Origin of the sequence: Enterococcus sp. H57 (assembly GCF_003112495.1) — a bacterium.
In the GTDB taxonomy this organism is placed as follows: Bacteria; Bacillota; Bacilli; order Lactobacillales; family Enterococcaceae; genus Enterococcus_B; species Enterococcus_B faecium.
This window is the reverse complement of the sequence record NZ_BEHC01000025.1, coordinates 1-25,767: the sequence shown is the minus strand read 5'-3', so window position 1 is coordinate 25,767 and position 25,767 is coordinate 1. Positions and strand designations below refer to the sequence as shown.

The 25,767-nt window shown below is 38.5% G+C and carries 26 protein-coding genes; 20 read left to right on the top strand and 6 right to left on the bottom strand.

Going from position 1 to position 25,767, the window contains the following annotated elements; all coding sequences use genetic code 11:
* Positions 1–22 precede the first annotated feature (22 nt).
* Positions 23–463, top strand: coding sequence for a 3-hydroxyacyl-ACP dehydratase FabZ (fabZ, locus tag DIZ30_RS06470; RefSeq protein ID WP_002295797.1), 441 nt, complete (start codon positions 23–25; stop codon positions 461–463).
* Positions 464–577: 114 nt separating this feature from the next.
* On the opposite strand, the gene DIZ30_RS06465 is transcribed toward fabZ, so the two are convergent.
* Positions 578–1,339 carry a peptidylprolyl isomerase gene (locus DIZ30_RS06465; RefSeq protein ID WP_002295798.1) on the bottom strand — a complete coding sequence of 254 codons (762 nt, stop codon included), beginning with the start codon at positions 1,337–1,339 and terminating at the stop codon, positions 578–580.
* A 188-nt stretch (positions 1,340–1,527) separates the two neighbouring features.
* On the opposite strand from DIZ30_RS06465, the gene DIZ30_RS06460 reads away from it, so the two are divergent.
* Both DIZ30_RS06460 and DIZ30_RS06455 read left to right on the top strand, forming a co-directional pair.
* A complete protein-coding gene (locus tag DIZ30_RS06460) occupies positions 1,528–2,622 on the top strand; it encodes a DUF871 domain-containing protein (protein ID WP_002295800.1) in 1,095 nt (364 codons plus the stop codon).
* Between the two features lie 162 nt (positions 2,623–2,784).
* A complete protein-coding gene (locus tag DIZ30_RS06455) occupies positions 2,785–3,720 on the top strand; it encodes an alpha/beta hydrolase (RefSeq protein ID WP_002289735.1) in 936 nt (311 codons plus the stop codon).
* A gap of 84 nt (positions 3,721–3,804) precedes the next feature.
* On the opposite strand, the gene gap is transcribed toward DIZ30_RS06455, so the two are convergent.
* Positions 3,805–4,815, bottom strand: a complete 1,011-nt coding sequence (gap, locus tag DIZ30_RS06450; protein WP_002289734.1) for a type I glyceraldehyde-3-phosphate dehydrogenase — start codon at positions 4,813–4,815, stop codon at positions 3,805–3,807.
* Between the two features lie 287 nt (positions 4,816–5,102).
* On the opposite strand from gap, the gene obgE reads away from it, so the two are divergent.
* From obgE to DIZ30_RS06415, 7 genes are all read left to right on the top strand, one after another.
* Positions 5,103–6,416 carry a GTPase ObgE gene (gene obgE / locus DIZ30_RS06445; RefSeq protein ID WP_002296575.1) on the top strand — a complete coding sequence of 438 codons (1,314 nt, stop codon included), beginning with the start codon at positions 5,103–5,105 and terminating at the stop codon, positions 6,414–6,416.
* 220 nt (positions 6,417–6,636) lie between these two features.
* Complete coding sequence (locus DIZ30_RS06440) at positions 6,637–7,224, top strand: DUF1269 domain-containing protein (RefSeq protein ID WP_109023148.1); 588 nt, start codon at positions 6,637–6,639, stop codon at positions 7,222–7,224.
* A 176-nt stretch (positions 7,225–7,400) separates the two neighbouring features.
* Positions 7,401–8,342, top strand: a complete 942-nt coding sequence (gene rnz, locus DIZ30_RS06435; RefSeq protein WP_002295809.1) for a ribonuclease Z — start codon at positions 7,401–7,403, stop codon at positions 8,340–8,342.
* Complete coding sequence (locus DIZ30_RS06430) at positions 8,339–9,127, top strand: SDR family oxidoreductase (protein WP_002296573.1); 789 nt, start codon at positions 8,339–8,341, stop codon at positions 9,125–9,127. The genes rnz and DIZ30_RS06430 overlap by 4 nt, the downstream gene beginning before the upstream one ends.
* Positions 9,128–9,571 carry a lipopolysaccharide assembly LapA domain-containing protein gene (locus DIZ30_RS06425; protein WP_199914197.1) on the top strand — a complete coding sequence of 148 codons (444 nt, stop codon included), beginning with the start codon at positions 9,128–9,130 and terminating at the stop codon, positions 9,569–9,571. It begins immediately after the preceding gene.
* Between the two features lie 141 nt (positions 9,572–9,712).
* The gene (gene recJ, locus DIZ30_RS06420) at positions 9,713–12,010 is read left to right on the top strand and encodes a single-stranded-DNA-specific exonuclease RecJ (RefSeq protein WP_002297438.1); all 2,298 of its coding nucleotides are present in this window, start codon (positions 9,713–9,715) and stop codon (positions 12,008–12,010) included.
* Between the two features lie 13 nt (positions 12,011–12,023).
* On the top strand, positions 12,024–12,536 hold the full coding sequence (locus DIZ30_RS06415; RefSeq protein WP_002295813.1) for an adenine phosphoribosyltransferase: 513 nt from the start codon (positions 12,024–12,026) through the stop codon (positions 12,534–12,536).
* A 288-nt stretch (positions 12,537–12,824) separates the two neighbouring features.
* Here DIZ30_RS06415 and DIZ30_RS06410 read toward each other — a convergent pair whose 3' ends face one another.
* Both DIZ30_RS06410 and lexA read right to left on the bottom strand, forming a co-directional pair.
* Positions 12,825–13,043 (bottom strand): hypothetical protein, encoded by a 219-nt coding sequence (locus tag DIZ30_RS06410; protein WP_002297436.1) that lies wholly within the window; start codon positions 13,041–13,043, stop codon positions 12,825–12,827.
* 179 nt (positions 13,044–13,222) lie between these two features.
* On the bottom strand, positions 13,223–13,846 hold the full coding sequence (gene lexA, locus DIZ30_RS06405; protein ID WP_002296572.1) for a transcriptional repressor LexA: 624 nt from the start codon (positions 13,844–13,846) through the stop codon (positions 13,223–13,225).
* 146 nt (positions 13,847–13,992) lie between these two features.
* On the opposite strand from lexA, the gene DIZ30_RS06400 reads away from it, so the two are divergent.
* The 8 genes from DIZ30_RS06400 to DIZ30_RS06365 all read left to right on the top strand — a co-directional run bounded on the left by DIZ30_RS06400 (position 13,993) and on the right by DIZ30_RS06365 (position 21,976).
* Positions 13,993–14,244 (top strand): DUF896 family protein, encoded by a 252-nt coding sequence (locus DIZ30_RS06400; RefSeq protein ID WP_002295816.1) that lies wholly within the window; start codon positions 13,993–13,995, stop codon positions 14,242–14,244.
* Between the two features lie 101 nt (positions 14,245–14,345).
* Positions 14,346–16,343: a transketolase gene (gene tkt, locus DIZ30_RS06395; protein WP_002295818.1), complete on the top strand. Its 1,998-nt coding sequence runs from the start codon at positions 14,346–14,348 to the stop codon at positions 16,341–16,343.
* Between the two features lie 245 nt (positions 16,344–16,588).
* A complete protein-coding gene (locus DIZ30_RS06390; protein ID WP_109023146.1) occupies positions 16,589–17,476 on the top strand; it encodes a glucosaminidase domain-containing protein in 888 nt (295 codons plus the stop codon).
* A gap of 139 nt (positions 17,477–17,615) precedes the next feature.
* A complete protein-coding gene (gene cysK / locus DIZ30_RS06385) occupies positions 17,616–18,542 on the top strand; it encodes a cysteine synthase A (RefSeq protein ID WP_002296093.1) in 927 nt (308 codons plus the stop codon).
* Between the two features lie 235 nt (positions 18,543–18,777).
* On the top strand, positions 18,778–19,224 hold the full coding sequence (locus tag DIZ30_RS06380; protein WP_002289542.1) for a Fur family transcriptional regulator: 447 nt from the start codon (positions 18,778–18,780) through the stop codon (positions 19,222–19,224).
* 272 nt (positions 19,225–19,496) lie between these two features.
* Positions 19,497–20,849, top strand: a complete 1,353-nt coding sequence (locus DIZ30_RS06375; protein ID WP_002289543.1) for an NADH oxidase — start codon at positions 19,497–19,499, stop codon at positions 20,847–20,849.
* Between the two features lie 170 nt (positions 20,850–21,019).
* Positions 21,020–21,307, top strand: a complete 288-nt coding sequence (locus tag DIZ30_RS06370) for a DUF5960 family protein (protein WP_002289544.1) — start codon at positions 21,020–21,022, stop codon at positions 21,305–21,307.
* A 102-nt stretch (positions 21,308–21,409) separates the two neighbouring features.
* Positions 21,410–21,976: a MarR family winged helix-turn-helix transcriptional regulator gene (locus tag DIZ30_RS06365; protein WP_002321483.1), complete on the top strand. Its 567-nt coding sequence runs from the start codon at positions 21,410–21,412 to the stop codon at positions 21,974–21,976.
* 5 nt (positions 21,977–21,981) lie between these two features.
* Here the strand turns inward: DIZ30_RS06365 and DIZ30_RS06360 are convergent, their stop codons facing one another.
* Positions 21,982–23,166, bottom strand: coding sequence for an MFS transporter (locus DIZ30_RS06360; protein ID WP_109023145.1), 1,185 nt, complete (start codon positions 23,164–23,166; stop codon positions 21,982–21,984).
* Between the two features lie 266 nt (positions 23,167–23,432).
* Here DIZ30_RS06360 and DIZ30_RS06355 point away from each other — a divergent pair, with 266 nt between their 5' ends.
* Positions 23,433–24,131, top strand: a complete 699-nt coding sequence (locus tag DIZ30_RS06355) for a DnaD domain-containing protein (protein WP_002289610.1) — start codon at positions 23,433–23,435, stop codon at positions 24,129–24,131.
* A 6-nt stretch (positions 24,132–24,137) separates the two neighbouring features.
* Entirely contained in the window at positions 24,138–24,815 is a 678-nt protein-coding gene (gene nth, locus DIZ30_RS06350; protein ID WP_002296097.1) for an endonuclease III, read from the top strand.
* Between the two features lie 125 nt (positions 24,816–24,940).
* Here nth and DIZ30_RS06345 read toward each other — a convergent pair whose 3' ends face one another.
* On the bottom strand, positions 24,941–25,474 hold the full coding sequence (locus DIZ30_RS06345; RefSeq protein ID WP_002289611.1) for a hypothetical protein: 534 nt from the start codon (positions 25,472–25,474) through the stop codon (positions 24,941–24,943).
* Positions 25,475–25,767: the final 293 nt, after the last annotated feature.

The following is a 25,767-nucleotide window of genomic DNA, read 5'->3' as shown; positions in this document are numbered from 1 at the left end:
GCCTGAAAGAAGGAGTTTAATTATGTCTTACGTATTATCTGCTACTGAAGTAATGGAATTGATTCCTAATCGTTATCCTATTTGTTATATTGATTATGTAGATACTTTAGAACCAGGAAAAAAGATCGTTGCGACAAAAAATGTAACAATCAATGAAGATTTTTTCCAAGGTCACTTTCCTGACAATCCAGTGATGCCGGGTGCGTTGATTCTAGAAACACTGGCACAAGCAGGTTCGATACTTATCCTAAAATCAGAAGAGTTTCTAGGAAAAAGAGCTTATATCGGTGGGATCAATAAGGCCAAATTCCGTCAAAAAGTTGTTCCAGGAGATGTGCTGAAATGTCATTTTGAAATCACCAAAATGAAGGGATCAGTCGGTACAGCGTTATCTGCAGCATATGTAGATGATAAAAAAGTCTGTGAGTGCGAGTTCACGTTCATCGTCAACCAAAATGCTTGACTATAAAACCTGATATAGCAAAACAAAAGGAAGCTTACTTGCTTTTTATGTAAAAAGAAGACGCCTGAATCCTAGCATACGTTGTCATCTATGCAGGATTCAGACGTTATTTTTTTATTTTTGTTTTGCTTCTTGCAGTATATTGATTTTATCGATTTTTACTTCTTCTTTTGGTTTGTCTGAACTATCTGTTTCGATATTTGCAATAGCATCCACGACATCCATTCCTTCAATCACTTGGCCGAAGACAGTATAATGGCCATCTAGTGAAGGATAACCGCCGTTTTTATAAGCGTCGATGATTGCTTGAGGATAGTCGTCTTTTAAAAGACCATCATGCATATCATCTGTATTTTGAACGATAAAGAACTGGCTGCCGTTACTGTTAGGATCTTGTGAGCGAGCCATAGATAACGCACCTCTTATATTATAAAGGTGGTTGTTGATCTCTGTTTCAAATCCTTCTCCCCAAATGCTTTCCCCTCCAGTGCCATCGCCTTTAGGATCGCCACCTTGGATCATGAAATCTTTGATGACGCGATGGAAAGTCAGTCCGTTGTAGTAACCGTCTTTTGCATGTGTCATAAAGTTTTCAACCGCTTTTGGTGCGTATTCGGGAAATAATTTGATTTTGATTGTGCCTTTATTCGTCACCATTTCGACCAGATCTTCATTTTCGGCGACATCTTTCGTCAATTGTGGTAATTCCAATGCGTTCAAATCGACGCTACTGGCAGTCGTGCTTTCCGCAGTAGATGTACTTTTTGAACTTTCTGTAGACGAACTAGAAGAAGTCGTGTTGTTTGCAGAACAACCAGCAGCAAACAGCAATGCTGCTGCTAAACTAATACTTAAAATAACTTTATTTTTCTTCATAACTGTTCCTTTCCAATTTACTATTTTGTTATCTTTAATGATAACAAAATAGAGGGAAAATACCTACTTAAATTATTGGAATTTATCATTTATTTTAAAAGAAAAAGAAAAGGTGTAGACCATTTACTTTGTGTTTGCTATAATGTAAGTGGATACAAAAACGAAAAGATGCAGGAGGAAATGGTAATATGGGAAAATTAGGAATCTCGATTTATCCAGAACGGTCAACATTTGAAAAGGACAAAGCGTACTTGGATTTAGCTCATAAGTATGGGTATAAACGGGTTTTTACCAGTTTGCTGCAGATCAATGATGATAAAGAAAAAGTTCTTTCAGAATTTAAAGAAGTAGTTGATTACGCGAATAGCCTAGGCATGGAAGTAATGGTTGATATCAATCCAGCGTTATTTGAACAGTTGGAGATTTCTTACGATGACTTATCTTTTTTCCATAAGATGGGTGCCTACGGGGTCCGCTTAGATATCGGATTCACAGGAGCAGAAGAAGCAAAAATGACGCGCAATCCTTTTGGTATCAAAATCGAGATCAATATGAGTTCGGGCACGAATTACGTTGACAACATCATGAGTTATTCGCCAAACACGGATAATTTATTAGGTTCTCATAATTTTTATCCTCATCGATACTCTGGTTTAGGATACGAACACTTTGTTTTTTGTTCAGAAAAATTCAGAAAATATAATTTGAATACGATGGCATTCGTCAATTCGCAATCTGCTGAGTTTGGCCCTTGGCCTACGCAAGATGGCTTGTGCACGCTGGAAGACCACCGAGATCTTGAAATTGCGACACAAGTGAAGCATTTAATCCTTACAGGATTGATTGATGATATTTCTATTGGAAATGCGTACGCAAGTGAAGAAGAATTGAAAGAAATGGCAGAAGCATTTAACGCGGATTATCCAACATTGAAAGTAGATACGGAAGAAGGTATTACAGAAAACGAACGAATCTGCTTGTTTGATAACCTTCATAGTTATCGAGGGGATCGCTCAGAATATATCCTTCGTTCAACGATGACTCGTGTATACTACAAAGATAAAGATTTCCCGCCTCATAATACGCGAGATATGCATCATGGGGATGTACTGATTGACAATGAAGGGTACGGTCAATACAAAGGAGAAACACAAATCGCCTTGAAGGATATGAAAAACGACGGACGTGTCAATGTTGTAGGAAGAATCTCCGATGACGAATTATTCCTCCTTGACTTTTTGAAACCATGGTCAAGCTTTAAATTAATTGAAAATAAAAAATAGATAATTAGTTATTGCAGAAATAATCCGCTAGAAATAGCCAGTTATTTCTGCTTTTTTATTTTGTTTTTTTATAGGTTATAAAAATGAACATTGCATAGTAGAGATTCTTTGATTATACTAATTCAAGGTTATATGAAAAAAGAGAAATGAGATGGATGATTTATGAAACTTTGGATGAAAATCCTTTTAGGCGTCGCTTTAGCTCTGATTGTTGCGTTAGTGTTTGCAGGGAATTATTTTTATAATTATGCTGTTGTGCCTTCTGAGAAAGACTTTTTAGACGAAGATACACCTGGTACAACACAGACATCCAAAGAAACGGATGCACATAAATGGTTTAGTTCAAAAGAAAACCGAAGCGATTGGACCATCACTTCAAAAGACGGTCTGAAATTATCAGCGATTTATCTTCCTGCTGAAACGAAAAGTGAAAAAACAGCTCTTGTGGCTCATGGCTATATGGGAAACGCTGAAACGATGACCAATTACGCAAAGATGTTTCATGATATGGGTTACAATGTCCTTGTTCCTGATGCAAGAGGACATGGAAAAAGCGAAGGGGATTACATTGGATTTGGATGGCCAGAGCGTAAAGACTATGTACAGTGGATAAACAAAGTGCTAGAAAACAATGGAAAATCGCAAGAAATCGTTCTATACGGTGTCAGCATGGGAGCAGCAACAGTTATGATGACTAGCGGAGAAAAACTACCAGATAATGTGAAAGCAATCATTGAAGATTGCGGTTATTCTTCCGTTCATGATGAGCTTGCTTATCAGCTAGACGATATGTTTAGTCTTCCAGCATTTCCGCTTATGCAAGTAACGAGTCTAGTGACAAAAGTCCGTGCTGGCTACTTTTTCGGTGAAGCAAATGCAGTGGAACAATTGAAGAAAAACCAGCGCCCAATGCTCTTTATACATGGAGACGAAGATACATTTGTACCATTTGAAATGTTAGATAAGGTCTATCGTGCAACGAAGGGACCAAAAGAAAAGTATGTTGTAAAAGGAGCCGAGCATGCGGAAGCATACAAGACAGATCCTGAAAAATATCAGCAAGTAGTCCAACAATTTTTAAGCCAATATGTTCATTGAACGAGTTTAAAAGTAGGGGATGAAAAGAAAGAAGCCTTTGACTGGATCCAGTCAAAGGCTTCTTTTATCGATTGATCTATCAAATTACAAGTTAGCGAATTTTTCTAGTAAGCGAATCATTTGGCAAGTAAATCCATACTCATTGTCATACCATGCAACAGTTTTAACAAGTTGGAAATCACCAGCAGTTGTTACTTCTGTTTGCGTTGGGTCAAAGATCGAACCTTGAGTTGTTCCAATGACATCGCTAGAAACGATTTGACGGTCATCATACCCGAATGAAGGATTGTCAACTGTGTGTTTTTTGATTGCTTCGTTTACTTGATCAGCAGTTACTTTTGTTTTCAATACTGAAACCAATTCAGTTAATGAACCATCAACGACTGGAACACGTTGTGCGTGTCCTTGTAATTTTCCTTGTAGCTCAGGGATAACTAAGCCGATTGCTTTCGCAGCACCAGTAGAATGTGGGATAGTATTGTCAGCAGCTGAACGAGCAGCACGCAAATTACCGCCTTTTACAGGTCCATCTAAGAGCATTTGTGTGGAAGTGTAGGCATGAACTGTTGTCATTGTACCAACTTCGATCCCAAATTCATTATTTAAGAAATAAGCCATAGGTGCTAAACAGTTTGTTGTACATGAACCTGCTGAGATGATTTTGTCGTTTTCATCTAATGTATCATCATTGACGTTATAGACGATGGTTTTCATAGCACCAGCTGGGGCAGAAATAACTACTCGTTTGACACCAGCATCTAAATGCGCTTTTGCTTTTTCTTCAGATGTATAAAAACCAGTACATTCTAGTACGATATCTACACCGTTTTCTTTTGCCCAAGGGATTTTGCTTGCGTCGGGTTCTGCATAAACACGAGTTGCTTCGCCATCCACTACGATTGAGTCTTCTGTTGCAGTAACTGTGCCAGGATAAGTACCATGAGTAGAGTCAAATTGCAATAATTGTGCTAACATAGTTGGACTTGTTAAGTCGTTGATTGCTACTACTTCAATATCATCTGAGACTTCTTTGATGCGGCGGAAAGCCAGACGGCCAATACGCCCAAATCCGTTAATACCTACTTTTACTGTCATATCAAAAGTTCCTCCTTTATTAGGGGTGCTGTGAAACGGCATCCTCAATTAATACAATTAATACACTGTTATTCTGCTACGCAAAGAATATTTTGTCAAAAAATTATACTTGGTAGCAGAAAAAAGGTTGGAAACCTTACCAAATGATAAAAAAAGAAGAAGGTAAACAATCTTTTTGCTGAAATGATAGACAAAATCAGATTTCACCGATAAAATAAGTAAGACTTTTGTTTATTGTGGAAATTCAGGCAGTCAAATAAATAAATGAATAATAGGAGGACTTAATTATGTCCATGTTTTTAGATCAAGTAACGATCGATGTGAAAGCTGGCAAGGGCGGAGACGGAATGGTTGCATTTCGTCGCGAAAAATACGTTCCTGACGGCGGACCGGCTGGCGGAGACGGTGGTCGTGGAGGCGATGTCATCTTGATCGTCGATGAAGGGTTACGTACATTGATGGATTTTCGGTTCAATCGCCATTTCAAAGCGCAGCCAGGTGAAAATGGGATGAGTAAAGGGATGCACGGTCGTGGTTCAGAAGATACCTATGTTAAAGTACCACAAGGAACCACTGTCCGAGATGCGGAGACTGGTGCTCTTTTAGGAGATTTAATTGAAAATGGTCAAACACTAGTTGTGGCAAAAGGTGGACGCGGTGGACGAGGGAATATCCGTTTTGCCTCTCCTCGGAATCCTGCACCGGAAATTGCTGAAAACGGTGAACCAGGACAAGAGCGAAAAATCGAACTAGAATTGAAAGTATTGGCAGACGTTGGACTTGTAGGTTTTCCATCTGTCGGGAAATCGACTTTACTATCCGTTATTTCATCTGCTCGTCCAAAAATCGGCGCTTATCATTTCACGACGCTCGTACCTAATCTAGGAATGGTTACTACAAGTGATGGCAGAAGTTTTGCCGCAGCAGACTTGCCAGGCTTGATTGAAGGAGCTTCGCAAGGTGTTGGGCTGGGTACACAATTCCTTCGTCATATCGAAAGAACACGAGTAATTTTACATGTGATCGATATGAGTGGGATGGAAGGACGAGATCCTTATGAAGACTATCTTGCCATCAACAAAGAATTATCTACTTATAACTTACGCTTGCTAGAGCGTCCGCAAATCATCGTGGCAAACAAAATGGATATGCCGGATGCACCGGAAAATCTAGTGAAATTCAAAGAACAGCTGAACAAGGAAAAAGAAGATGAATTTGCTGATGACATCCCAGTATTTCCAATTTCTGGAGTGACTCGACAAGGATTGGACGCGTTATTGAATGCTACAGCAGATTTGTTAGAAGTAACGCCAGAATTCCCATTGTACGAAGAAGAACTGGAAGAAGAAACTGTACACTATGGATTCAATCCAGAAGGTCCTGAGTTCCAAATCGATCGTGATTCAGATGCAACGTGGATCTTATCTGGTGAGAAGATCGAAAAATTATTCCAAATGACGAATTTCGATCATGATGAAACAGTGATGCGTTTTGCTCGTCAATTACGTGGTATGGGTGTGGATGAAGCTCTTCGGGCACGCGGTGCGAAAGATGGCGACCTTGTACGTATCGGTGAGTTTGAATTTGAATTTGTCGAATAGGCAAGCAAATAAAAACAAATACCAAAAAATATAGATTCAGATTTAAGGGAGGTTGTGACAGAAGTGATCAGCTTCAAGAACGCCGTTTATTCGGAAAAAGGAGCTGTGATACGACTTTTGTCACAGCCCTATTTTATTGGAAAAAAAGAGTGCTTTTCTTTTCTTATTTTACAATTAAAGGTAAAATAAATAACAAGAAGGTATGAAAGGGGCGTTTTTAATGAGCAAACGAGTAATCATTTTAAATTTTCAAGTAGAAAGCCAGGCATATCAGGCATTTTCAGAAATCAAAAAGTTACATGCTGTTCGTTCGATTAAAGGAGAACAGATGGCAGTTGTCAGCCATGATCCTAATGGGACACATCAATTCAAAATAGAAGATTTTATCGACTTTACCGGTAATAACAAATCTTCTACGGGTGGATTAATCGGAATGTTGGTTGGTGTATTAGGTGGTCCGCTAGGGATTTTATTAGGATGGTTTGCCGGAGGAATGATCGGTGCGACACAAGATGCCAAAGAAATAAAAGATGCCCAGACCGTGTTCGACTTTGTAGGAAATAAAATCGGTGAAGGAGCTACAGGACTGATCTTGATTGCTGATGAAGAGGACAATCGCCCACTGAATCAATTGGTAATGATGGAATTAGGCGGAGAAATTACCCGCTTGGATTATGAAGATGTCGAAAAAGATGTGCATGATGCGAAAGAAGCTGAAAATCATGCGAAAGAAGCTGCACGAAAGACTTGGAAGGACAAACATCCGCAAACTTCCAACGACAATGAAAGTTCTGGATCTTCAAATTAATAAAAAACAGCAGAGGATCTCAAACGGGTTCGCTGCTGTTTTTATAGTAATTTTCAAAGAAAACGCTATCGCTTTAGAACGTTATTTTTAATTTGAACCCATTCTCGACTTACGGTTGATTATCCCTTCTTTTTACCCTAAAATTAAAGAGGAACTTAAAGAAAGTCAGGTAGATTATGGAATTACAATTTTTAGGAACAGGTGCAGGTGTTCCTGCAAAACATAGAAATGTGACAAGTATAGCATTGAAACTTTTAGACGAGCGCAATGAAGTTTGGTTGTTCGACTGTGGCGAAGGCACGCAAATGCAGATTTTGCGAACGACTATTCGTCCGAGAAAAATCGGTAAAATTTTCATTACACATTTACACGGCGATCATATTTTTGGACTTCCCGGGCTCATCAGCAGCCGGTCATTTCAAGGTGGGGATACGCCATTAGAGATTTACGGGCCAAAAGGGATAGAGGAATACATAAAAGTCTCTTTAGGTATTTCGCAAACGCGTTTAAGTTATCCGCTGAAATTCATTGAGCTAAATGAAACAGCCCCGATTTTTACTGATCAGCAATTTTCTGTTTATACAAAAAAACTAAATCATGGGATCGACAGTTTTGGTTATCGTGTGGTTGAACATGATCATAAAGGAGAATTGCAGGTGGATCGTCTAAAAGAATTAGGTATTCCAGCTGGACCACTGTACGGCAAACTGAAGCAAGGTGAAACGATCCAACTAGAAGATGGGCGGACGATCAATGGAAAAGATTTCGTAGGTCCAGATAAAAAAGGACGAATCGTGACTATTTTAGGCGATACGAGAAAAACACATAATTCCGTTGTGCTTGCGGAAAATAGCGATATTCTGGTACATGAAAGCACATTTAATAAAGATGAAGCAAGAATGGCGCACAACTATTTCCATTCCACGACTCATCAAGCTGCTGAAGTTGCAAAAGAAGCGCAGGCAAAACGGCTGCTACTTACTCATATCAGTGCGAGATATTTAGGAAAAGCAGCTTTAGAGCTTGAAAAAGAAGCACAAGAAGTGTTTGAAAACACGACGATTATGAAAGATTTTGATAGCATTGAGATTCCATTTCGCGAGGAGGAAGAGGCATGAATTTAGAAGATAAAGTTGTTTTAGTAACAGGTAGTTCAGGCGGTCTGGGCGCACAAATCTGTTATGAAGCAGCAAAGCAAGGAGCAATCGTTATAAGTTGCGCACGAAGAATGGCATTTGTAGAAGGTGTCAGAGACGAGTGCAGACGCTTGAGCGGCAAAGAGGCTTATGCTTTCAAGGTAGACGTCAGCAATCCTGAAAGCGTGGACGAATTATATGAAAAGGTGATGGAAGAAGTCGGGCGCGTCGATATTCTGGTAAACAATGCGGGTTTTGGGATTTTCGAAGACTTCCTTACATTCGACCTTGGAAAAGCATACGATATGTTTGAAGTCAACATCTTAGGAATGATGGTTTTGACACAAAAATTTGCGATCGATATGGCAGAAAGAAGACAAGGTCATATCATTAATATCGCCTCTATGGCTGGAAAAATGGCAACTGCAAAATCAACGGTTTATTCTGCCACGAAATTTGCAGTCCTTGGCTTCTCCAACGCTTTGCGATTAGAATTGAAACCACTTGGCGTAGCTGTTACGACAGTGAATCCAGGTCCAATCGAGACAAATTTCTTCGATAAGGCTGATCCAAGCGGAAGCTATTTGGAAAAAGTCGGACAAATCGTTTTAGAACCTGCCAAGTTGGCAAAAATGATCGTCCGCAATATGAGACATCCAAAACGGGAAATCAATCAACCGTTTATTTTAGAAGTTGCATCAAAATTTTATACGCTGTTTCCAACGATTGGTGATTATTTAGCCAGCGGAATTTTTAACAAAAAGTAGGTGAAGGAATTGAAAAAGCAAAGCAATGTGATTCTTGGATTTGTTTTAGTTTTGATTATTGTTCTTTTTGCTGTATTGAACAATAAAAATGTTCCTGTAAGTTTTGGCTTCACTTCCTTTTCTGCGCCATTGATCTTAGTGATCATCGGTTCTGCGCTGATTGGTGCACTGATTGTATTTTTGACTGCTTCGGCAACACTATGGCAGCAAAAAAAGCAAATCAAACAGCTGACTCAGAAAATGTCAGAATATCAAACAGAACTTCAAAAGAAAATTGAAGAAGCAAAAGAAGAACAGCAACGCGAGTTTAGAAACGAACGTGCGGAGTTGGAAGCTGCTTATCAGGCGGAGTTACAAGCGAAAACCGCACAAATCAGTCAATTGAAAGCGCCGGAAGAACAAAAAACTCAATCGCCCAAACAAAGCTTCAATTATTTTGACTAATAGGGATATTTCATAAATGGTCGTACAAAAGATCAGGTCCTGCTGAACATCTGTCTAGCGGATCTGATCTGTTTTTATTCTTTCTTTCTGCTTTTTTTTGCTGATTTCCTTTGCTATAATAACTAAGTTAGGAGTGAGAAAGTGAGACAAGCAAATTTTGATTGGAAGTTAAGCGAGACAGAGCCTTCTGAATCCTTTCTCCAAATGATCCGTGAACTGAAATTATCTCCATTTGTCGGTAAGTTACTGTGGCAAAGAGGTTACCATGAGGAAAAGGATATCAACCGATTTTTACATCCAAAGGAACAAGAATTACATGATCCGTATCTGATGCACGATATGGATAAAGCAATCAGCCGAATCCAAGAAGCTGTAATCAGTGGAGAAAAAATCCTCGTTTACGGTGATTATGACGCAGATGGGATCACCAGTGCAACGGTAATGAAAGAAACACTGGAATTACTTGGTGCAGAAGTAGAAGTATTCCTGCCAAATCGATTTGAGCATGGGTATGGACCAAACCAATCGGTATACCAAGAAAAGATCGAAGAAGGAATCCAGTTGATCATCACTGTTGATAACGGGGTAGCAGGAAATGATGCGGTAGCATACGCTCAGCAAGCTGGTGTAGACGTGATCATTACAGATCATCACGAACTACCTGAGAATTTACCAGACGCTTATGCGATTGTTCACCCTCGTCATCCAGCGGGGCACTATCCATTTCCAGATTTGGCAGGAGTCGGAGTAGCATTCAAAGTAGCTTCTGCATTATTGGAAGAACCGCCTGCAGAATTTTTGGATTTAGTAGCGATAGGAACGATCGCCGATTTAGTTTCATTGACTGATGAGAATCGAATCCTTGTTTCATTAGGAATCGATGCCATTCATCATTCAGAACGGATAGGACTTCAGGCGCTATTTGAAGAAAGCGGCGTAAAAATGAGGGACGCAGACGAAACAACGATCGGTTTTTCGATTGCTCCCAGACTAAATGCAATCGGTCGGATGGGCGATCCACGTCCTGCCGTCTCGTTACTTGCGACGTTTGATGAAGAGGAAGCATCCGTTCAAGCAAAAAAATTGAATGAGATCAATGAAGAAAGAAAAGCAATCGTAGAGCAGATAACACAAGAAGCATTAGCGATGGTCAATAAGGAGAATCATATCCATCTATTGGTAAACCGAGGATGGCATGAAGGCGTTTTGGGCATTGTTGCTGGGAAAATAATGAATGAAACGGGTAAACCAACGCTTGTCCTTACTTTAAAAGAAGATGGATCAGCTAAAGGATCTGGACGTAGTATTGAAGCCTTGAATCTTTTTGAAATGCTTGACCAGATGCGAGATTTATTTACTTACTTCGGAGGACATCATGCAGCAGTCGGTTTAACGATGCCAAGTGAAAATGTCACTATACTACAGGAGAAGATGAACCAATATATAGTCGATCATCAAATTGACTTGATGAGAGGGCCTGAGTTGAGAATTGATGAAGTATTGCTGCCAAATGAAGTAACAGTAGAGCGAATTGATGAGCTGAAACTATTGGCGCCATTTGGTACGGATAATCCTTTGCCTCAGTTTTTATTTCGACAAGTCCAAGCAGAAAATATCAAAAGAATCGGAGCAAACCAACAGCATCTGAAATTTGTCCTTTCCGATGCATCGAGTCAGCTTGATGCGGTCGCTTTTGGTTTTGGTACTCAAGAAGAAGAACTGCTGAATAATCAGGTAGATGTGGTAGGAAAGCTTTCGATCAATGAATGGAACGGGCGTAAGAAACCGCAGCTGATGGTATCTGATTTTTCTGTGGGTGGTCTGCAAGTATTTGATTGGCGGGCAAAACGTTTCCGTGAACAGAGCCGAACGTCGGAAGGTAGCCTTTATTTAGCATTTGATTCTTCGACGTTGAAATTCGTGCCTGAGATTATCCAGGAAGCTGCGATTGTTTTCGAAGGACTAGATTCTGTAAAGGCAATAATTGAAAAAAGAAAACCAAACTCTCTAGTTGTTATGGATTGTCCAGATGATTTAGCGGATCTGAAAGAAGTTTTTCGGTCTTATTCATTCAATCGTGTTTATCTGATGGGGATTTCACCTGATGAGGCCTATTTGAATGGGGTAGGCACAAGAGAACAGTACGCAAAATTGTTTAAATTGATCCATTCTCAAGAACGAATTGATATACGTCATAAAATAAAAGCAATAGCTCAATATTTGCGTATCCCTGAAAAATTATTAATTTTTATGATACAGGTGTTTTTTGAATTGAAATTTGTTACAATAGAGAACGGTGTTTTACAAAAAGTCGCTAGCCCAGAAAGTCATCCTTTGACTGAGAGCAGATTATACCAGCGACGGCTCAATAAAATCAAAGTTGAGGAATTTTTGCTTTTGAGCGATATTCCTACCATAAAGAAATGGTTAACAACCTAGGAGGAAACAAAGAGTGGATTTAAAAGATTATATTGCCAGTATTCCCGACTATCCGTCAAAAGGAATTGTGTTTCGAGATATTTCCCCACTGATGGCAGATGGTGACGCTTATCGGGAAGCTACTAAACAAATCGTAAATTATGCAAAAGAAAAACGAATTGATATGGTAGTTGGGCCAGAAGCCCGTGGATTCATCGTAGGATGTCCTGTTGCTTATGAGTTAGGAGTCGGTTTTGCCCCAGTCCGCAAAAAAGGGAAGTTACCTCGAGAAACCATCGAAGTGACTTATGGATTAGAATATGGAACAGATACATTGACATTGCATAAGGATGCCATTAAACCAGGTCAACGTGTGCTGATTTGTGACGATTTGCTAGCTACTGGAGGAACAATCAAAGCGACGATCGAACTGATCGAACAATTAGGCGGTGTAGTCGTAGGCTGCGCATTTTTGATCGAATTGATGGATCTCCATGGACGCGACAAAATCAAAGGATATGACATCATTACATTAATGGAATATTAAGCAGAAAAAAGAAGCTATTCTTGATGTTATTCTTAAAGAAGCGATTTTAAAGCGACCCTCAAAAGTCAGATTCTCTATCTGACTTTTGAGGGTCGCTATTTTTTTATAAATGGAAACAAGCAAAGACCAGTAGAAGTTTAAAAAATCACTTTTTCCGCAATTTGACTTAATACCGAAAAACTGGCTTTAGAACACCGTTTATTCGAAAAAAAGGATGTGACCGATTTTTGTCACACCCCCGTAAAAGTTTAACTTCTTGTCTTTTGAATAATTAGCAGTCAATCCTTATTATGATTGCCTGGATCTGTAGTAGGGCTCATGATAGAAATGATCTTCATGAATTCTGCGCCGCTCAGATTGACGGTACTTCTTTTCATCCCACAACATGAACCACAAAGTAAATAACGGAACAAACACAAGTAAAGCTGGACGTATGCCGAAATTACCAATAATAATACCTAAAAACAAAACAGTTAATACTAAGCCAAGACGTCTCATTGATTTCATGAATTCTCACCTCGTTAATTTATGCGAACAATTGTTCGTATATTTAGTATACGAATATTTGTTCGGTTTGTAAAGAGGGAAGTGATAAAAATTTGAAAGAAGAAGAACCCGGGCGAAAAAAGAGTTTGAGACCAACGTCTCAAACTCTTTTTAAAAAGTTTTCTTTTAATTAGTAGCAATTAATAGATATGACTACGATAAAGTCCTACTACTCGTCCTAATATAGATACTTGATCTAAGATGATTGGTTCGAGCAAGTCGTTTTCAGGCTGCAGACGGAAAAAGTTTTTTTCTTTATAGAATCGTTTGCAAGTCGCTTCGTCCTCGGCAGTCATTGCAATGACAATATCGCCATTTTGAGCAGTTTCTTGCTTCCGAACGATCACGTTGTCACCATCCAAGATCCCAGCATTGATCATACTATCTCCACGAATTGTCAGCATAAAGAGACTGCCTTCTTCGGAAGAAAGATTAGGAGGGATTGGAAAGAAGTCTGAAGCATCCTCTACTGCTAAAATGGGTTCTCCAGCTGTTACGACGCCAAGTACTGGAATAGTTGTTGGACGAATCCCAATCTTTTCTAAACCTTGTTTTGTCAACTCGATTGCACGAGGTTTCGTCGGATCTCTTTGGATAAACCCTTTTTTTTCAAGCCGTGCAAGATGACCGTGAACAGTAGAAGTAGAAGAAAGCTGAACAGCTTCCCCGATTTCACGGACAGTCGGCGGGTATCCTTTTTGGGTTACTTGTTCATGGATATATCGTAAGACTTCGATTTGTCTTGATTCAGTTTGTCGGGCCACAAGGTACACCTTCTTTCACTTGATAAATAAATAGTACCATATAAAAAGCGCTAAATCAAACGAATGTTCGTATTTTATTTAGTTTATCTAGTTGTTTTTTTTTCAGTTTTTATATAATATGAAGGAGAGTAAAAGGAGGGCTGAGCATGCTGTCACCTGAAAAAATAGAGCGGATCAATGAACTTGCACGTAAAAAGAAGGAAAATGGTCTCTCAAAAGCCGAAGAACAAGAACAAATCAACTTGCGCAAAGAGTATTTGGAAGCTTTTCGTTCCGGTATGCGTCATCATATCGAAGGAATGAAAGTCGTCGATCCTGAGGGCAATGACGTGACCCCGGAAAAATTAAAAGAAATCCAAAAGAAAAAAGGCTTACACAACCGAAATGACAACTTTTAGTAAAAAATACTGAAAAAGATTGCTTTTTCGTGTGACATCTTATAGAATGAAAGTGTAAGAAATAAAGGTAAAAAAAACCTAAATTAATAGGAGGGGTTATTTTGTTTGACAAAATTGACCAACTTGGCGTTAACACAATTCGTACATTAAGTATTGAAGCAGTCCAAAAAGCAAACTCAGGACATCCTGGATTGCCGATGGGCGCAGCACCTATGGCATATGCGTTATGGACAAAACACCTGAAAGTAAATCCAACGACATCAAAAAACTGGGCTGACCGTGACCGTTTCGTTCTTTCGGCAGGACATGGGTCAGCAATGTTGTATAGCTTGCTTCATTTAGCTGGCTATCAAGTGACAATCGATGATTTGAAACAATTCCGTCAATGGGATTCTAAAACACCAGGACATCCTGAAGTACATCATACAGATGGTGTAGAAGCCACTACAGGGCCATTAGGACAAGGGATTGCAATGGCTGTCGGTATGGCAATGGCAGAAGCGCACCTTGCAGCAACGTATAACAAAGAAAACTTTAATGTGATGGATCACTATACGTATGCAATATGCGGTGACGGAGACTTGATGGAAGGGGTATCTCAAGAAGCAAGTTCGATGGCAGGTCATATGAAACTAGGGAAATTGATCGTTTTATACGATTCAAACGATATTTCACTAGACGGTCCAACTTCAAAAGCTTTCACAGAAAACGTTGGTGCTCGCTATGAAGCATATGGCTGGCAACATATCTTAGTGAAAGACGGAAATGACCTAGAAGCAATCTCTAAAGCGATTGAAGAAGCAAAAGCTGAAACAGACAAACCAACATTGATCGAAGTAAAAACAGTCATCGGCTATGGTGCTCCTAAAGAAGGAACATCTGCTGTTCATGGTGCTCCTCTTGGTGAAGATGGCATCAAGATGGCTAAAGAAGTTTATGGTTGGGAGTATCCAGATTTCACTGTTCCAGAAGAAGTAGCTGCCCGCTTCCATCAAACGATGATAGAAGAAGGACAAAAAGCTGAAGATGCATGGAATGAAATGTTTGCCAATTATAAAAAAGCTTATCCTGAATTAGCACAACAATTTGAAGATGCTTTTGATGGCAAACTACCAGAAAACTGGGATGCAGAATTGCCAACTTATGAAGTTGGAAGCAGTCAAGCAAGCCGTGTTTCAAGTAAAGAAGTCATCCAAGAATTATCGAAAGCTATACCAAGCTTCTGGGGTGGTTCAGCGGACTTGTCAGGTTCCAATAATACAATGGTGGCTGCAGATAAAGATTTCACTCCTGAACATTATGAAGGACGCAACATCTGGTTCGGTGTCCGCGAATTTGCAATGGCTTCGGCTATGAATGGTATCCAACTTCATGGCGGAACTCGTATCTACGGTGGAACATTCTTTGTCTTTGTCGATTATCTAAGACCAGCAGTTCGTTTAGCAGCAATCCAACATACTCCTGTTGTTTACGTCTTAACACATGACTCGGTTGCTGTCGGAGAAGACGGACCAACGCACGAACCGATTGAACAACTAGCATCTGTTCGCTGCATGCCTGGTGTTCAAGTGATTCGTCCGGCAGACGGAAATGAAACACGTGCTGCTTGGAAAGTAGCGATGGAGACAACAGATGCGCCTACTATCCTTGTATTGAGTCGTCAAAACCTTCCAGTATTGCCTTCTACAAAAGAAGTAGCAGATGAAATGGTGAAAAAAGGCGCGTATGTTCTTTCTCCATCACAAGGAGAAACACCAGAAGGTATTTTGATTGCAACAGGTTCTGAAGTTGATTTGGCTGTGAAAGCTCAAAAAGAATTGGCTGAAAAAGGCAAAGATGTTTCTGTTGTTTCTATGCCAAGCTTTGACCTCTTTGAAAAACAATCTTCTGAATATAAAGAAAGTGTACTTCCTAAATCAGTGAAGAAACGTGTGGCTATCGAAGCTGCTGCATCATTTGGATGGGAACGCTACGTAGGAACAGAGGGCGCAACGATTACAATCGATCATTTCGGTGCATCTGCCCCTGGCACTAAAATTTTAGAAGAATTTGGATTTACAGTAGAAAATGTCGTGAATACGTACAATCAACTATCATAGATCCAAGCAATTGTTTGACTGATAAGAACAGCTGTCTGCAAGTTGGAGACAGCTGTTCTTTATGTGTTAGAAGAATAAATCAATATTACTTTTCGTTTTCGGCTATGTTACATTTAAATGACAAAACAAAGAATTCTTCGGATTAGTTTGTGTTTCTTGAGAATTAAAAGTATAATTTAATTAATTAAGTTTGTTTTAAGAAGAGAACTTTTTATTAAGTTTTTTTATTTTGAGGAGGAATTTGAATGCAAGAGCTGAAGACCCGCAGTGCCCGGCACCATAGACCTAAAAGAAAAATGGTGATCAATAAAAAAGCGATTGCTCCTTTAATTGGAACGAGTCTTTTAGTTGGGCCGATGATGGTTACAGCGGTACCGCAACATGTTCATGCAGATGAACAAGGATCTCAAACAGTCGCTGATCCTCAAGCGTTTATCGATCAAATCGGCTGGTCTGCGTCAGAAGTTGCTGCAAGTAATGACTTGTATGCTTCAGTCATGATCGCTCAAGCGTTGTTGGAAAGTGCATATGGCACTTCCGGATTAGCTAGTGCGCCAAATTATAATCTATTCGGTGTGAAAGGAAGCTATAACGGACAGGTCGTTTATATGGCAACCAAAGAATATGTAAACGGACAATGGGTAACGATGAATGAGCCATTCCGAAAATATTCTTCTTATTGGGAATCCTTCCAAGACCATGCGAATGTTCTTCGTTCAACCAGTTTTTCCACGGGCGATTATCATTATGCTGGCGTGTGGAAAAGCAATACAACAAGTTTTTATGATGCAACAGCGTACTTGACAGGTCGTTATGCTACCGATCCAAATTATGGGGCCAAATTGAACTCATTGATTAATACTTATAATTTAACCCTTTTTGATACGCCATCAACAGGTTCGGCTACAACAACCACAAGTACAACAACAACGACTACTACGACGACTTCAACGTCATCATCTTCAACAACAGATGTAAATACAAATAATGGTCAGACATATACAGTCGTGTCAGGTGATACGCTATGGGATATTGCACAAAAATTTGGCATGTCTGTTGATGATCTAATGGCGAAAAATGGCATGTCTATGTCCAGTTATTCTTTATTAGTTGGTCAAGAACTAAACGTTTGATTTAGATAAAAAGGCAAAGAAACTACCATATATGGTATATCTTTGTCTTTTTTTTGCTAGTCAAAGACGAATCACTCGCCATAAATGAACAGATTGTATTATGATAAGTAAGAAGAGCAAAGACAAGGAGGAATTGAAGATGACAGCTATCTATAACTCAGTCACCGAATTGATTGGCAAAACGCCAATCGTCAAATTAAATAAAATCGTACCAGAAGATTCAGCAGATGTTTTTGTAAAGCTTGAGTTTTTTAATCCAGGAGGAAGTGTAAAAGATCGTATTGCTTTAAGTATGATAGAAAAAGCAGAACACGATGGTCTACTGAAACCAGGTGATACTATCATTGAACCTACTTCTGGAAATACAGGAATCGGATTGTCGATGGTAGGAGTTGCAAAAGGATATAAAGTAATCATCGTGATGCCTGAGACGATGAGTATCGAAAGACGTTTATTGATGAAAGGGTACGGCGCAGAGTTGATTTTGACTCCTGGTGCGGATGGTATTTCTGGATCAATCAGAGAAGCAGAACGTTTGGCAAAAGAAAACGGCTACTTTTTACCATTACAATTTGAAAATGAAGCAAATCCTCTTGTGCATGAGAAGACGACTGGTCCTGAGATACATCAAGCATTTGGAGTAAATGGCTTGGACGCGTTTGTTGCAGGTATCGGTACAGGAGGAACGATCACTGGCGCTGGCCGAGAATTAAAACGTGTGTATCCGAAAATCGAATTAATCGGGGTAGAACCAGCAGAATCTGCTATTTTAGAAGGGAAAGAAGCGGGACCTCACAAAATCCAAGGAATCGGTACAGGTTTTGTTCCTAAAACACTGGATACTTCTGTGTATGATAAAGTCCTTTCTATTAGTGGAGACGAAGCGATGGAAACAGCTAGAGAAGTTGGGCGAAAAGAAGGGATTTTAGTAGGCATCTCATCTGGCGCTGCAATTGCTGCCGCGCTAAAAGTCGCAAAAGAATTAGGAAAAGGCAAGAAGGTATTAGCTGTGGTTCCCGACAATGGTGAACGTTATTTATCTACAGCCCTTTACCAAGAGATATAAGGCACTTGGTTTTTCTCCAGATAGGTTTATGTAAAAAACTTTTAAAGATGAAAAGAACACACAAAAATTTATGATGAGAAAAATTATTTGAATAGAGACGTAGAATAGTGAACGCGACTGTTTTACGTCTTTTTTCATTAAAATACAATAAAATTGAATTTTCTTTTCATGTTAAGTGGATTTTAAAATGTAAAAATAGTATGATAAGACGAGAATAACAACGTGGGGTGTTTACATGGAAAATAAGTTAGTCGAAGAGGTTATCGAAAAGTTAAAAAAAGAGAACATTCGAATCACACCTCAACGGTACGCGGTTTTAGAATATTTGATTGAACATCATTCCCATCCAACGGCTGATGAGATTTATAAAGCACTTGAACATCGGTTTCCAAATATGAGTGTTGCGACTGTTTACAATAACCTTCGCTTATTTACTTCGATTGGATTTGTTCAAGAAATGAAGTACGGCGATGCTTCTAGCCGATTTGATTTCAGTTCAAAGCGTCATTATCATGTAATTTGTGAAAACTGCGGTAAGATTGTTGATTTTCATTACCCAGGGCTTGAAGATATAGAAATGGCTGCAAGCAGACTGACTGATTTTGAGATTAATGAACATCGGTTGGAATTGTATGGACTCTGTCCGGATTGTAAAGAGTCAGCAAAAAAGGCGCAAATGTAAAAACAGTTTCTACAAGTGTTATACCTAAAAAAAGCTAGCTGTGTAAAAAAAACGCTAGCTTTTTTATTTTTTTGTCTTTTATTCACAATCTTAGATATAAAAGTGAATATTATCAAAATAAGAATCTTGTAGATATTGGGTTCTTATGCTTGAAAAGGAATGAAACTACAAACAAACCTTTGTGAATTCACAAGCATTAAACTGTTGTATCCGTTTTATTTCTGTTATAGTAGTTTTGTCGAAGGACAAAATGTTAATCGGAGGGACCATAAATGAAAGTAGTAGTAATTGGCTGTACTCATGCAGGTACTGCAGCTGTAAAAAGTATTTTAAAAAATCATCCAGAAGCAGAAGTGACAGTATATGAAAGAAATGACAATATTTCTTTCTTATCTTGCGGTATCGCACTTTATGTCGGCGGAGTAGTAAAGGACCCAGCAGGCTTGTTCTACTCAAATCCTGAAGAATTATCTTCATTAGGAGCAACAGTTAAAATGGAACACGATGTAACAGACGTCGATACAGAAAATAAAACAGTAACGGCAAAAGATCTGAAAACAGGAGAAACAGAAACGGTTTCTTATGATAAATTAGTGATGACAACTGGTTCATGGCCTATTATCCCACCGATTAGTGGAATCGATGCGAAAAATGTACTCCTATGCAAAAACTACAATCAAGCAAATGAAATTATTGCACAAGCGAAAGAAGCAAAACGTGTAGTAATTGTTGGTGGTGGATATATCGGTATTGAATTAGTAGAAGCTTTTGTCGAATCTGGAAAACAAGTGACATTGATTGATGGATTAGATCGCATCTTGAATAAATATCTAGATAAACCATTCACAGATATCTTAGAAAAAGAATTGACAGACCGCGGTGTTACTCTTGCGCTAGGCGAAAATGTTACTGAATTTATCACAGATGAAGAAGGAAAAGTGAAACAAGTAGCTACACCAACAGATACATTTGATACAGATATGGTCATTTTATGTGTGGGCTTCCGTCCAAATACAAAACTGATCGAAGGAAAAGTAGATACACTGCCAAACGGGGCAATCAAAGTGAATGAATACATGCAGACAAGTAATCCAGACATTTTTGCAGCTGGAGACTCTGCAGTAGTCAACTACAATCCAAGTGGCACGCAAAACTATATTCCTTTGGCAACAAATGCCGTTCGTCAAGGTTTGCTTGTGGGAAATAACTTGACAGATCATAAAATGGCGTATCGTGGTACTCAAGGAACTTCAGGACTTTACCTATTTGGCTGGACGATCGGTTCGACAGGTGTGACCAAAGAAAGCGCAACTTTGAACGATCTAGAAGTCCAAGCGACTGTATTTGAAGATAATTATCGTCCAGAGTTCATGCCAACTACTGAAAAAGTAATGATGGAGCTAGTCTATGAAAAAGGAACGAATCGTATCGTAGGTGCTCAGTTCATGTCCAAATACGACATTACACAATCAGCAAATACCATGTCTTTAGCTGTTCAAAATAAAATGACTGTAGAAGATCTCGCACTTTCAGATTTCTTCTTCCAACCACATTTTGACCGCCCATGGAATTACTTGAACCTACTTGCACAAGCAGCGCTAGGCGAAATCGAAACTGCACAATAAAGAAAAAGGGTTGTGACACAATTTTGTCACGACCCTCTGTCTTTTTTTGTGAAAAGTACAATTAGTTGTCTTTCTTCGAATTTTTTGTCACAATAAGCAGCAAAGATAAAGCTGTTACATAAAAGAACAAGCAGCTTTATTTGATTTTGAAAAGAAAGGTGAGAAAGAAGATGAATAAAGAATATTTTGTCCAACAAGATGCATTTTTAGAAGATTATAAAAGTGCTTCGAAGAAATCAACGATCAATATTGATGAGTTGGCAGATCAAGTACTCTCTCAGTTGAATGAAACGCAAGAGGAATATTACACGATGCCAGCAAAAGACGCCAAAGATAATGTTTCTCATCGTTTTCCTTTCAGTAGACGCATCTACTCAGATGAAAATGACGGCACATTGAATACAGAGTACACATATGAAGGTCAGCCATATGTGCTAGAAACTGATGATGATCTTTAAAGACAGTTTTTGAAAAGGCCGCTCATCCTTAAGTGATGACAAAAAATCATCACAATTACCGATGACTGTCTCTTTACTATCTTTTAATCAGAAAAAGGGGTTATGACAAGCTTTGTCAACCCCTTTTTTTCTTGGTTTCAGATTGGGTTTTCCTACAAAATATTTTTATCTTTGTTGAATAGGAAACAAAAAAACAATATAATGAAAGAAAAAGAAGGTGTAGAAATGGATAAAAGACAACTGCTAATAGAAGAATATCTGGATTTAGCTAATGAGATTATTCATCGTAATAAACCAGAAATGGAAAAAGAATTTGCAGGATTTACTCTAAATGAACTAGAAGTGATTGAACATATCGGGAAAATCCCTGATCCTAACGTGACAAAATTAGCGAATGCTAGTTACATGACTAGAGGAGCCATCAGTAAGCTAACAAAAAAACTGATAGCTAGAGGGATCATAAACACTTATCAAAGCGAAGAGAATAAAAAAGAAATCTATTTTCAATTGACGCCAATCGGACAAAAAATAAGGAATAGACACGAGCAACTCCATCAAAAATGGGTACAGCGAGATGCTACTGTATTTGAAAATATGTCAAAAGAAGAATTTGACACAGTATTTCGTTTTATCGGTCGATACAGAGAATTTATACGAAGTAGCAAATGAAGCTACTATTTTTTATTGTAGTGATAATAGGCAAAAATCATAAGCAAAAATCCGAATACCGTCGGAAGAAATGGTGCTGCAGCATAAAGCTGTCCTGCGATTAGCGGGCCGATGACGCGCGATAGAGATTGTATACTTTGGGTACCGCCCATTACAAGACCTTGCTGGTTATCTGAGACAGAATTGGATAGTTGGCCATTGAATACAGGAGTAAAAATAGAATCACCGAAACCATAACAGATAATCCCAAATAAAAACAAAATCGGCAGTAGAAGAATTCCAGATAATGTGATGAATAGATAGGCGAGGATTTCACTGAACATCCCTATTCTTGTGATCTGCTGTTCTGAAAATTTTTTGAGCAATCGAGGCATAATGAACAATTGCGAGACAGTATCCAAGATTCCAATCAAAGAGAAGCTTAAACCAACCAACCCAGCCTTCCACTGAAAGGCGTCAATCGAAAATTGAGAAAAGATAGATTGAAGAGAGGCAGCTGCCAACCAAACAGCAAAACCTGCTGTCAATAAAGGAATAACGGATGAAATCTTGAATAATTGTTGTAATTGGTGAAAAGGTCTTACATGGGAGAAACTTAAATCTACTGAACGTTTTTTTATTGGAAGGCTTTCTAGCATAAATGTGTAGCCATAAACGGCATTTAAGAAAGTAAAGAGTGCTCCAATAAATATAGGAACAGAATTCCCCAACTCAGCTAATAGACCCCCTATAATAGGACCCAGCGTTGTTCCTATACCGACTAAAGCACCCATCCATCCAAAAACTTTGGTTCTTTCATTAGGTTCCGTGATGTCGGCAAAGTAAGCATATAAGGTGGAGATTTCTCCTGCCGTCAATCCTTCAATGATACGACCAAGGAACAACATCCATATCGAATTTCCTAAACCAAAAAGCAAATATCCGATACTTGATCCTAATAAACTGATAATAAGGATCGGACGACGCCCAAAATGATCACTTAAGCTACCGAGAATGGGGGCAGATAAGAAGGCAGCTAGAGCATAAACAGACATGAGCAAAGTGATATAGAAAGCTTGCTGATGTATGGAGTGAGAATAAGGCAGCGTTAAAAACGGAAGTACAGGACTGACGATAGTAAATCCTAATCCAGTGAATAAGACAGAGACGTATCCAAAAACTTTAGAATGTTTATTTGTGAAACTGTACATGTAAAAACTCCTTTATGCAATAATGTTAACTTGGAAACAAAAATAGTGTATAGTAATTTTGTTTCCTTGTCAACATTCTAAGGAACAGCGAAATCTACTTAATTTATTTATTCCGAAAAGTGAAGATACGCATCAAAAACATGAACAAAAAAAATCAAGTAGACGACATTGTAAATCTGACCGATCAGTGAAGTAAATAGAAAAGAAACCTGTTCTTGCTTCCCATGTTTTTTTTACGTATACTGTGATTGAGCGGAGGAGAAATCATGTTGAATTTAGAAAATTACTTAAGCGCTGGACAAACAGTCATATCTAATCTTTTACTTAAAAATTATCATAGGATCGGTCTACAATCTGAAGAATTTTTATTTGTTCTACAGTTGCATATGGCACAGCTTGAAGGAGATACTTTCCCTGATTTGCAGATGATTGCTATGGATATGGGAATCAAACAAGATCAGATTTTTCAAATACTGGATCGTCTCGTAACAAATGGATTTATCAAGATAGAAACGACGATTGTCAACGGTAAAAAAGCAGATCGATATAATCTTTACCCCATCTATGATCTATTAGGTGAGTATTTAAAAACACAAGAAAAAAAATACGAAGAAAAAACACAAGAAAAAGAAATCCAGTCAGTGTATCAATTATTTGAACAAGAATTTGGACGCCCGCTTTCTTCGATCGAGTTCCAGCGGATCGGACAATGGCTAGAAGAAGACCATTATCAGCCGGAAATTTTGAAGCTAGCACTGCGGGAAGCCGTATTAAATCAGGCTTATAGTTTTAATTACGTTGACCGCATTTTGCTATCGTGGGAAAGAAAAAATCTACGTACAAAACAACAAGTGGAAGAAGACCAAAAACGAAGAAAACAGCAGCTTCTTCAAAGAGAAGTAGAACAGTCAGCTCAACAAGAAGAATTGCCGAAAGTCTCACTGAAAAATTGGTTGGAGGAGTAGCGGAATATGTTAAGCAAACAAAAAACAATGGAAGCTCTAGAAACGATGTATGGAATGTTTCCCGAAGCACATGGAGAACTCAAGCACAATAATCCATTTGAGTTATTGATTGCAGTGATCTTAAGTGCCCAGGCGACAGATGTATCAGTGAATAAAGCAACGCCAGATTTGTTTGCCTCTTTTCCGACACCCGATGCGTTAGCAGAAGCTTCAATCGATGAAATCATTCTTAAAATAAAAACGATTGGTTTGTATCGAAATAAAGCAAAAAACATCAAAGCGTGTGCACAGCAGCTGATTGAACGTTTCGATGGGCAAGTGCCAACGTCAAGAGAAGAATTGATGTCTCTTCCTGGTGTAGGCAGAAAGACAGCAAATGTCGTATTGGGGGATGCATTCGGGATACCAGCAATCGCAGTAGATACCCACGTGGAACGTGTCTCAAAACGCCTGAGGATCTGCAAACTAGATGCTACGGTCATGGAAGTAGAAGAAACACTGATGCGGAAAGTACCACAAGAATTATGGGTAAAGACACATCATACACTGATTTTTTTTGGTAGATATCATTGCACGGCAAGAAATCCCAAGTGCGAGGTATGTCCTTTGCTATCAATATGTCAAGATGGGAAAAATCGGATGCGTCTAAAAGAAAAGGCGCTAAAAAAGAAACCACGCCTGTAGACGTGGTTTCTTTAATTGCAAATAAATGTATGAATTATCTTGTTATTATGGAGAAAAGCTGTTTCGTTTATCTTTTTTGCATGAAAAAGTAAATGTACATACTCAGTAGCTAGGATGGTAACTTATTACAATTTATTGCGATAAAAATAAAAGTTGTTATTTTTATTGGGAAAATACCCGATGTAGAAAATAATGCCTTCCAATATACCTATAAAATAAGTCCAGTATTCCAAAGGATTATATAAATAAGTGACGTATCTATCTAAAGGTGTAATAAAAATGATAAGTGATAATAAAAAAATACCATTTATAACTAAACATAAACTAATGGATTTGGGCGGTTTCAGGCTCATCAGAAAAATATAGATTCTGGTGAACAACAACCATAAAAAAGTGAGAATCATTGCATGAGAGCTTCTTTCCATAAATTTTCCTTTAAGAGTAGTGCTTAAAAGTACAGAAAAAATAATAAATGCAAGGATAGGAGCAATTAAAGTAAATTTATTTAATAATAAACAAAATTTTTCAGCTTTTTTATTCTTGGAATAACGAGGTATTGTTTTCGATAAAAAAAGATGGTGCAGACAAATTATGATAATTAAGCATACTATCAGATAACTCAAAATGAAGCCTTCTTTCAAAAAATTATTCAAAACCATATATTGTATTTTTTATTTGATAATAACATTGGGATTATTAAGAAGTGGCACTAAATAAAAGGGAGCGTCAATAATTTTGTGTAAATAAATTGTCCTCCTGCAAAATAATTAGTTACTCAGTAAACATTGAAACTAATGTATCGGTTACCTGTTGAAAACCTTTATGGCTTCTGTTTAGAAATTTTTGATTGTATGTATCAATGGATAGGCTACAATTAACTAGACAGAAAAATTAAGGTGTGTAGACTAGAAGAAAACATACCAGGAGGAATTTTTATGTCTAAGAGAACACG

What these genes read in the sequence shown, in the direction of transcription:
- DIZ30_RS06465 (WP_002295798.1), bottom strand. Translation starts at nt 1,339, where the DNA reads ATGAAGAAAAATAAAGTTATTTTAAGTATTAGTTTAGCAGCAGCATTG.
- DIZ30_RS06380 (WP_002289542.1), top strand. Translation starts at nt 18,778, where the DNA reads ATGGAAAATAAGTTAGTCGAAGAGGTTATCGAAAAGTTAAAAAAAGAG.
- DIZ30_RS06440 (WP_109023148.1), top strand. Translation starts at nt 6,637, where the DNA reads ATGAGCAAACGAGTAATCATTTTAAATTTTCAAGTAGAAAGCCAGGCA.
- DIZ30_RS06345 (WP_002289611.1), bottom strand. Translation starts at nt 25,474, where the DNA reads ATGGTTTTGAATAATTTTTTGAAAGAAGGCTTCATTTTGAGTTATCTG.
- DIZ30_RS06430 (WP_002296573.1), top strand. Translation starts at nt 8,339, where the DNA reads ATGAATTTAGAAGATAAAGTTGTTTTAGTAACAGGTAGTTCAGGCGGT.
- DIZ30_RS06390 (WP_109023146.1), top strand. Translation starts at nt 16,589, where the DNA reads ATGCAAGAGCTGAAGACCCGCAGTGCCCGGCACCATAGACCTAAAAGA.
- DIZ30_RS06410 (WP_002297436.1), bottom strand. Translation starts at nt 13,043, where the DNA reads ATGAAATCAATGAGACGTCTTGGCTTAGTATTAACTGTTTTGTTTTTA.
- rnz (WP_002295809.1), top strand. Translation starts at nt 7,401, where the DNA reads ATGGAATTACAATTTTTAGGAACAGGTGCAGGTGTTCCTGCAAAACAT.
- DIZ30_RS06365 (WP_002321483.1), top strand. Translation starts at nt 21,410, where the DNA reads ATGACAAGCTTTGTCAACCCCTTTTTTTCTTGGTTTCAGATTGGGTTT.
- DIZ30_RS06360 (WP_109023145.1), bottom strand. Translation starts at nt 23,166, where the DNA reads ATGTACAGTTTCACAAATAAACATTCTAAAGTTTTTGGATACGTCTCT.
- DIZ30_RS06455 (WP_002289735.1), top strand. Translation starts at nt 2,785, where the DNA reads ATGAAACTTTGGATGAAAATCCTTTTAGGCGTCGCTTTAGCTCTGATT.
- gap (WP_002289734.1), bottom strand. Translation starts at nt 4,815, where the DNA reads ATGACAGTAAAAGTAGGTATTAACGGATTTGGGCGTATTGGCCGTCTG.
- DIZ30_RS06460 (WP_002295800.1), top strand. Translation starts at nt 1,528, where the DNA reads ATGGGAAAATTAGGAATCTCGATTTATCCAGAACGGTCAACATTTGAA.
- DIZ30_RS06400 (WP_002295816.1), top strand. Translation starts at nt 13,993, where the DNA reads ATGCTGTCACCTGAAAAAATAGAGCGGATCAATGAACTTGCACGTAAA.
- DIZ30_RS06370 (WP_002289544.1), top strand. Translation starts at nt 21,020, where the DNA reads ATGAATAAAGAATATTTTGTCCAACAAGATGCATTTTTAGAAGATTAT.
- obgE (WP_002296575.1), top strand. Translation starts at nt 5,103, where the DNA reads ATGTCCATGTTTTTAGATCAAGTAACGATCGATGTGAAAGCTGGCAAG.
- nth (WP_002296097.1), top strand. Translation starts at nt 24,138, where the DNA reads ATGTTAAGCAAACAAAAAACAATGGAAGCTCTAGAAACGATGTATGGA.
- fabZ (WP_002295797.1), top strand. Translation starts at nt 23, where the DNA reads ATGTCTTACGTATTATCTGCTACTGAAGTAATGGAATTGATTCCTAAT.
- cysK (WP_002296093.1), top strand. Translation starts at nt 17,616, where the DNA reads ATGACAGCTATCTATAACTCAGTCACCGAATTGATTGGCAAAACGCCA.
- DIZ30_RS06375 (WP_002289543.1), top strand. Translation starts at nt 19,497, where the DNA reads ATGAAAGTAGTAGTAATTGGCTGTACTCATGCAGGTACTGCAGCTGTA.
- DIZ30_RS06355 (WP_002289610.1), top strand. Translation starts at nt 23,433, where the DNA reads ATGTTGAATTTAGAAAATTACTTAAGCGCTGGACAAACAGTCATATCT.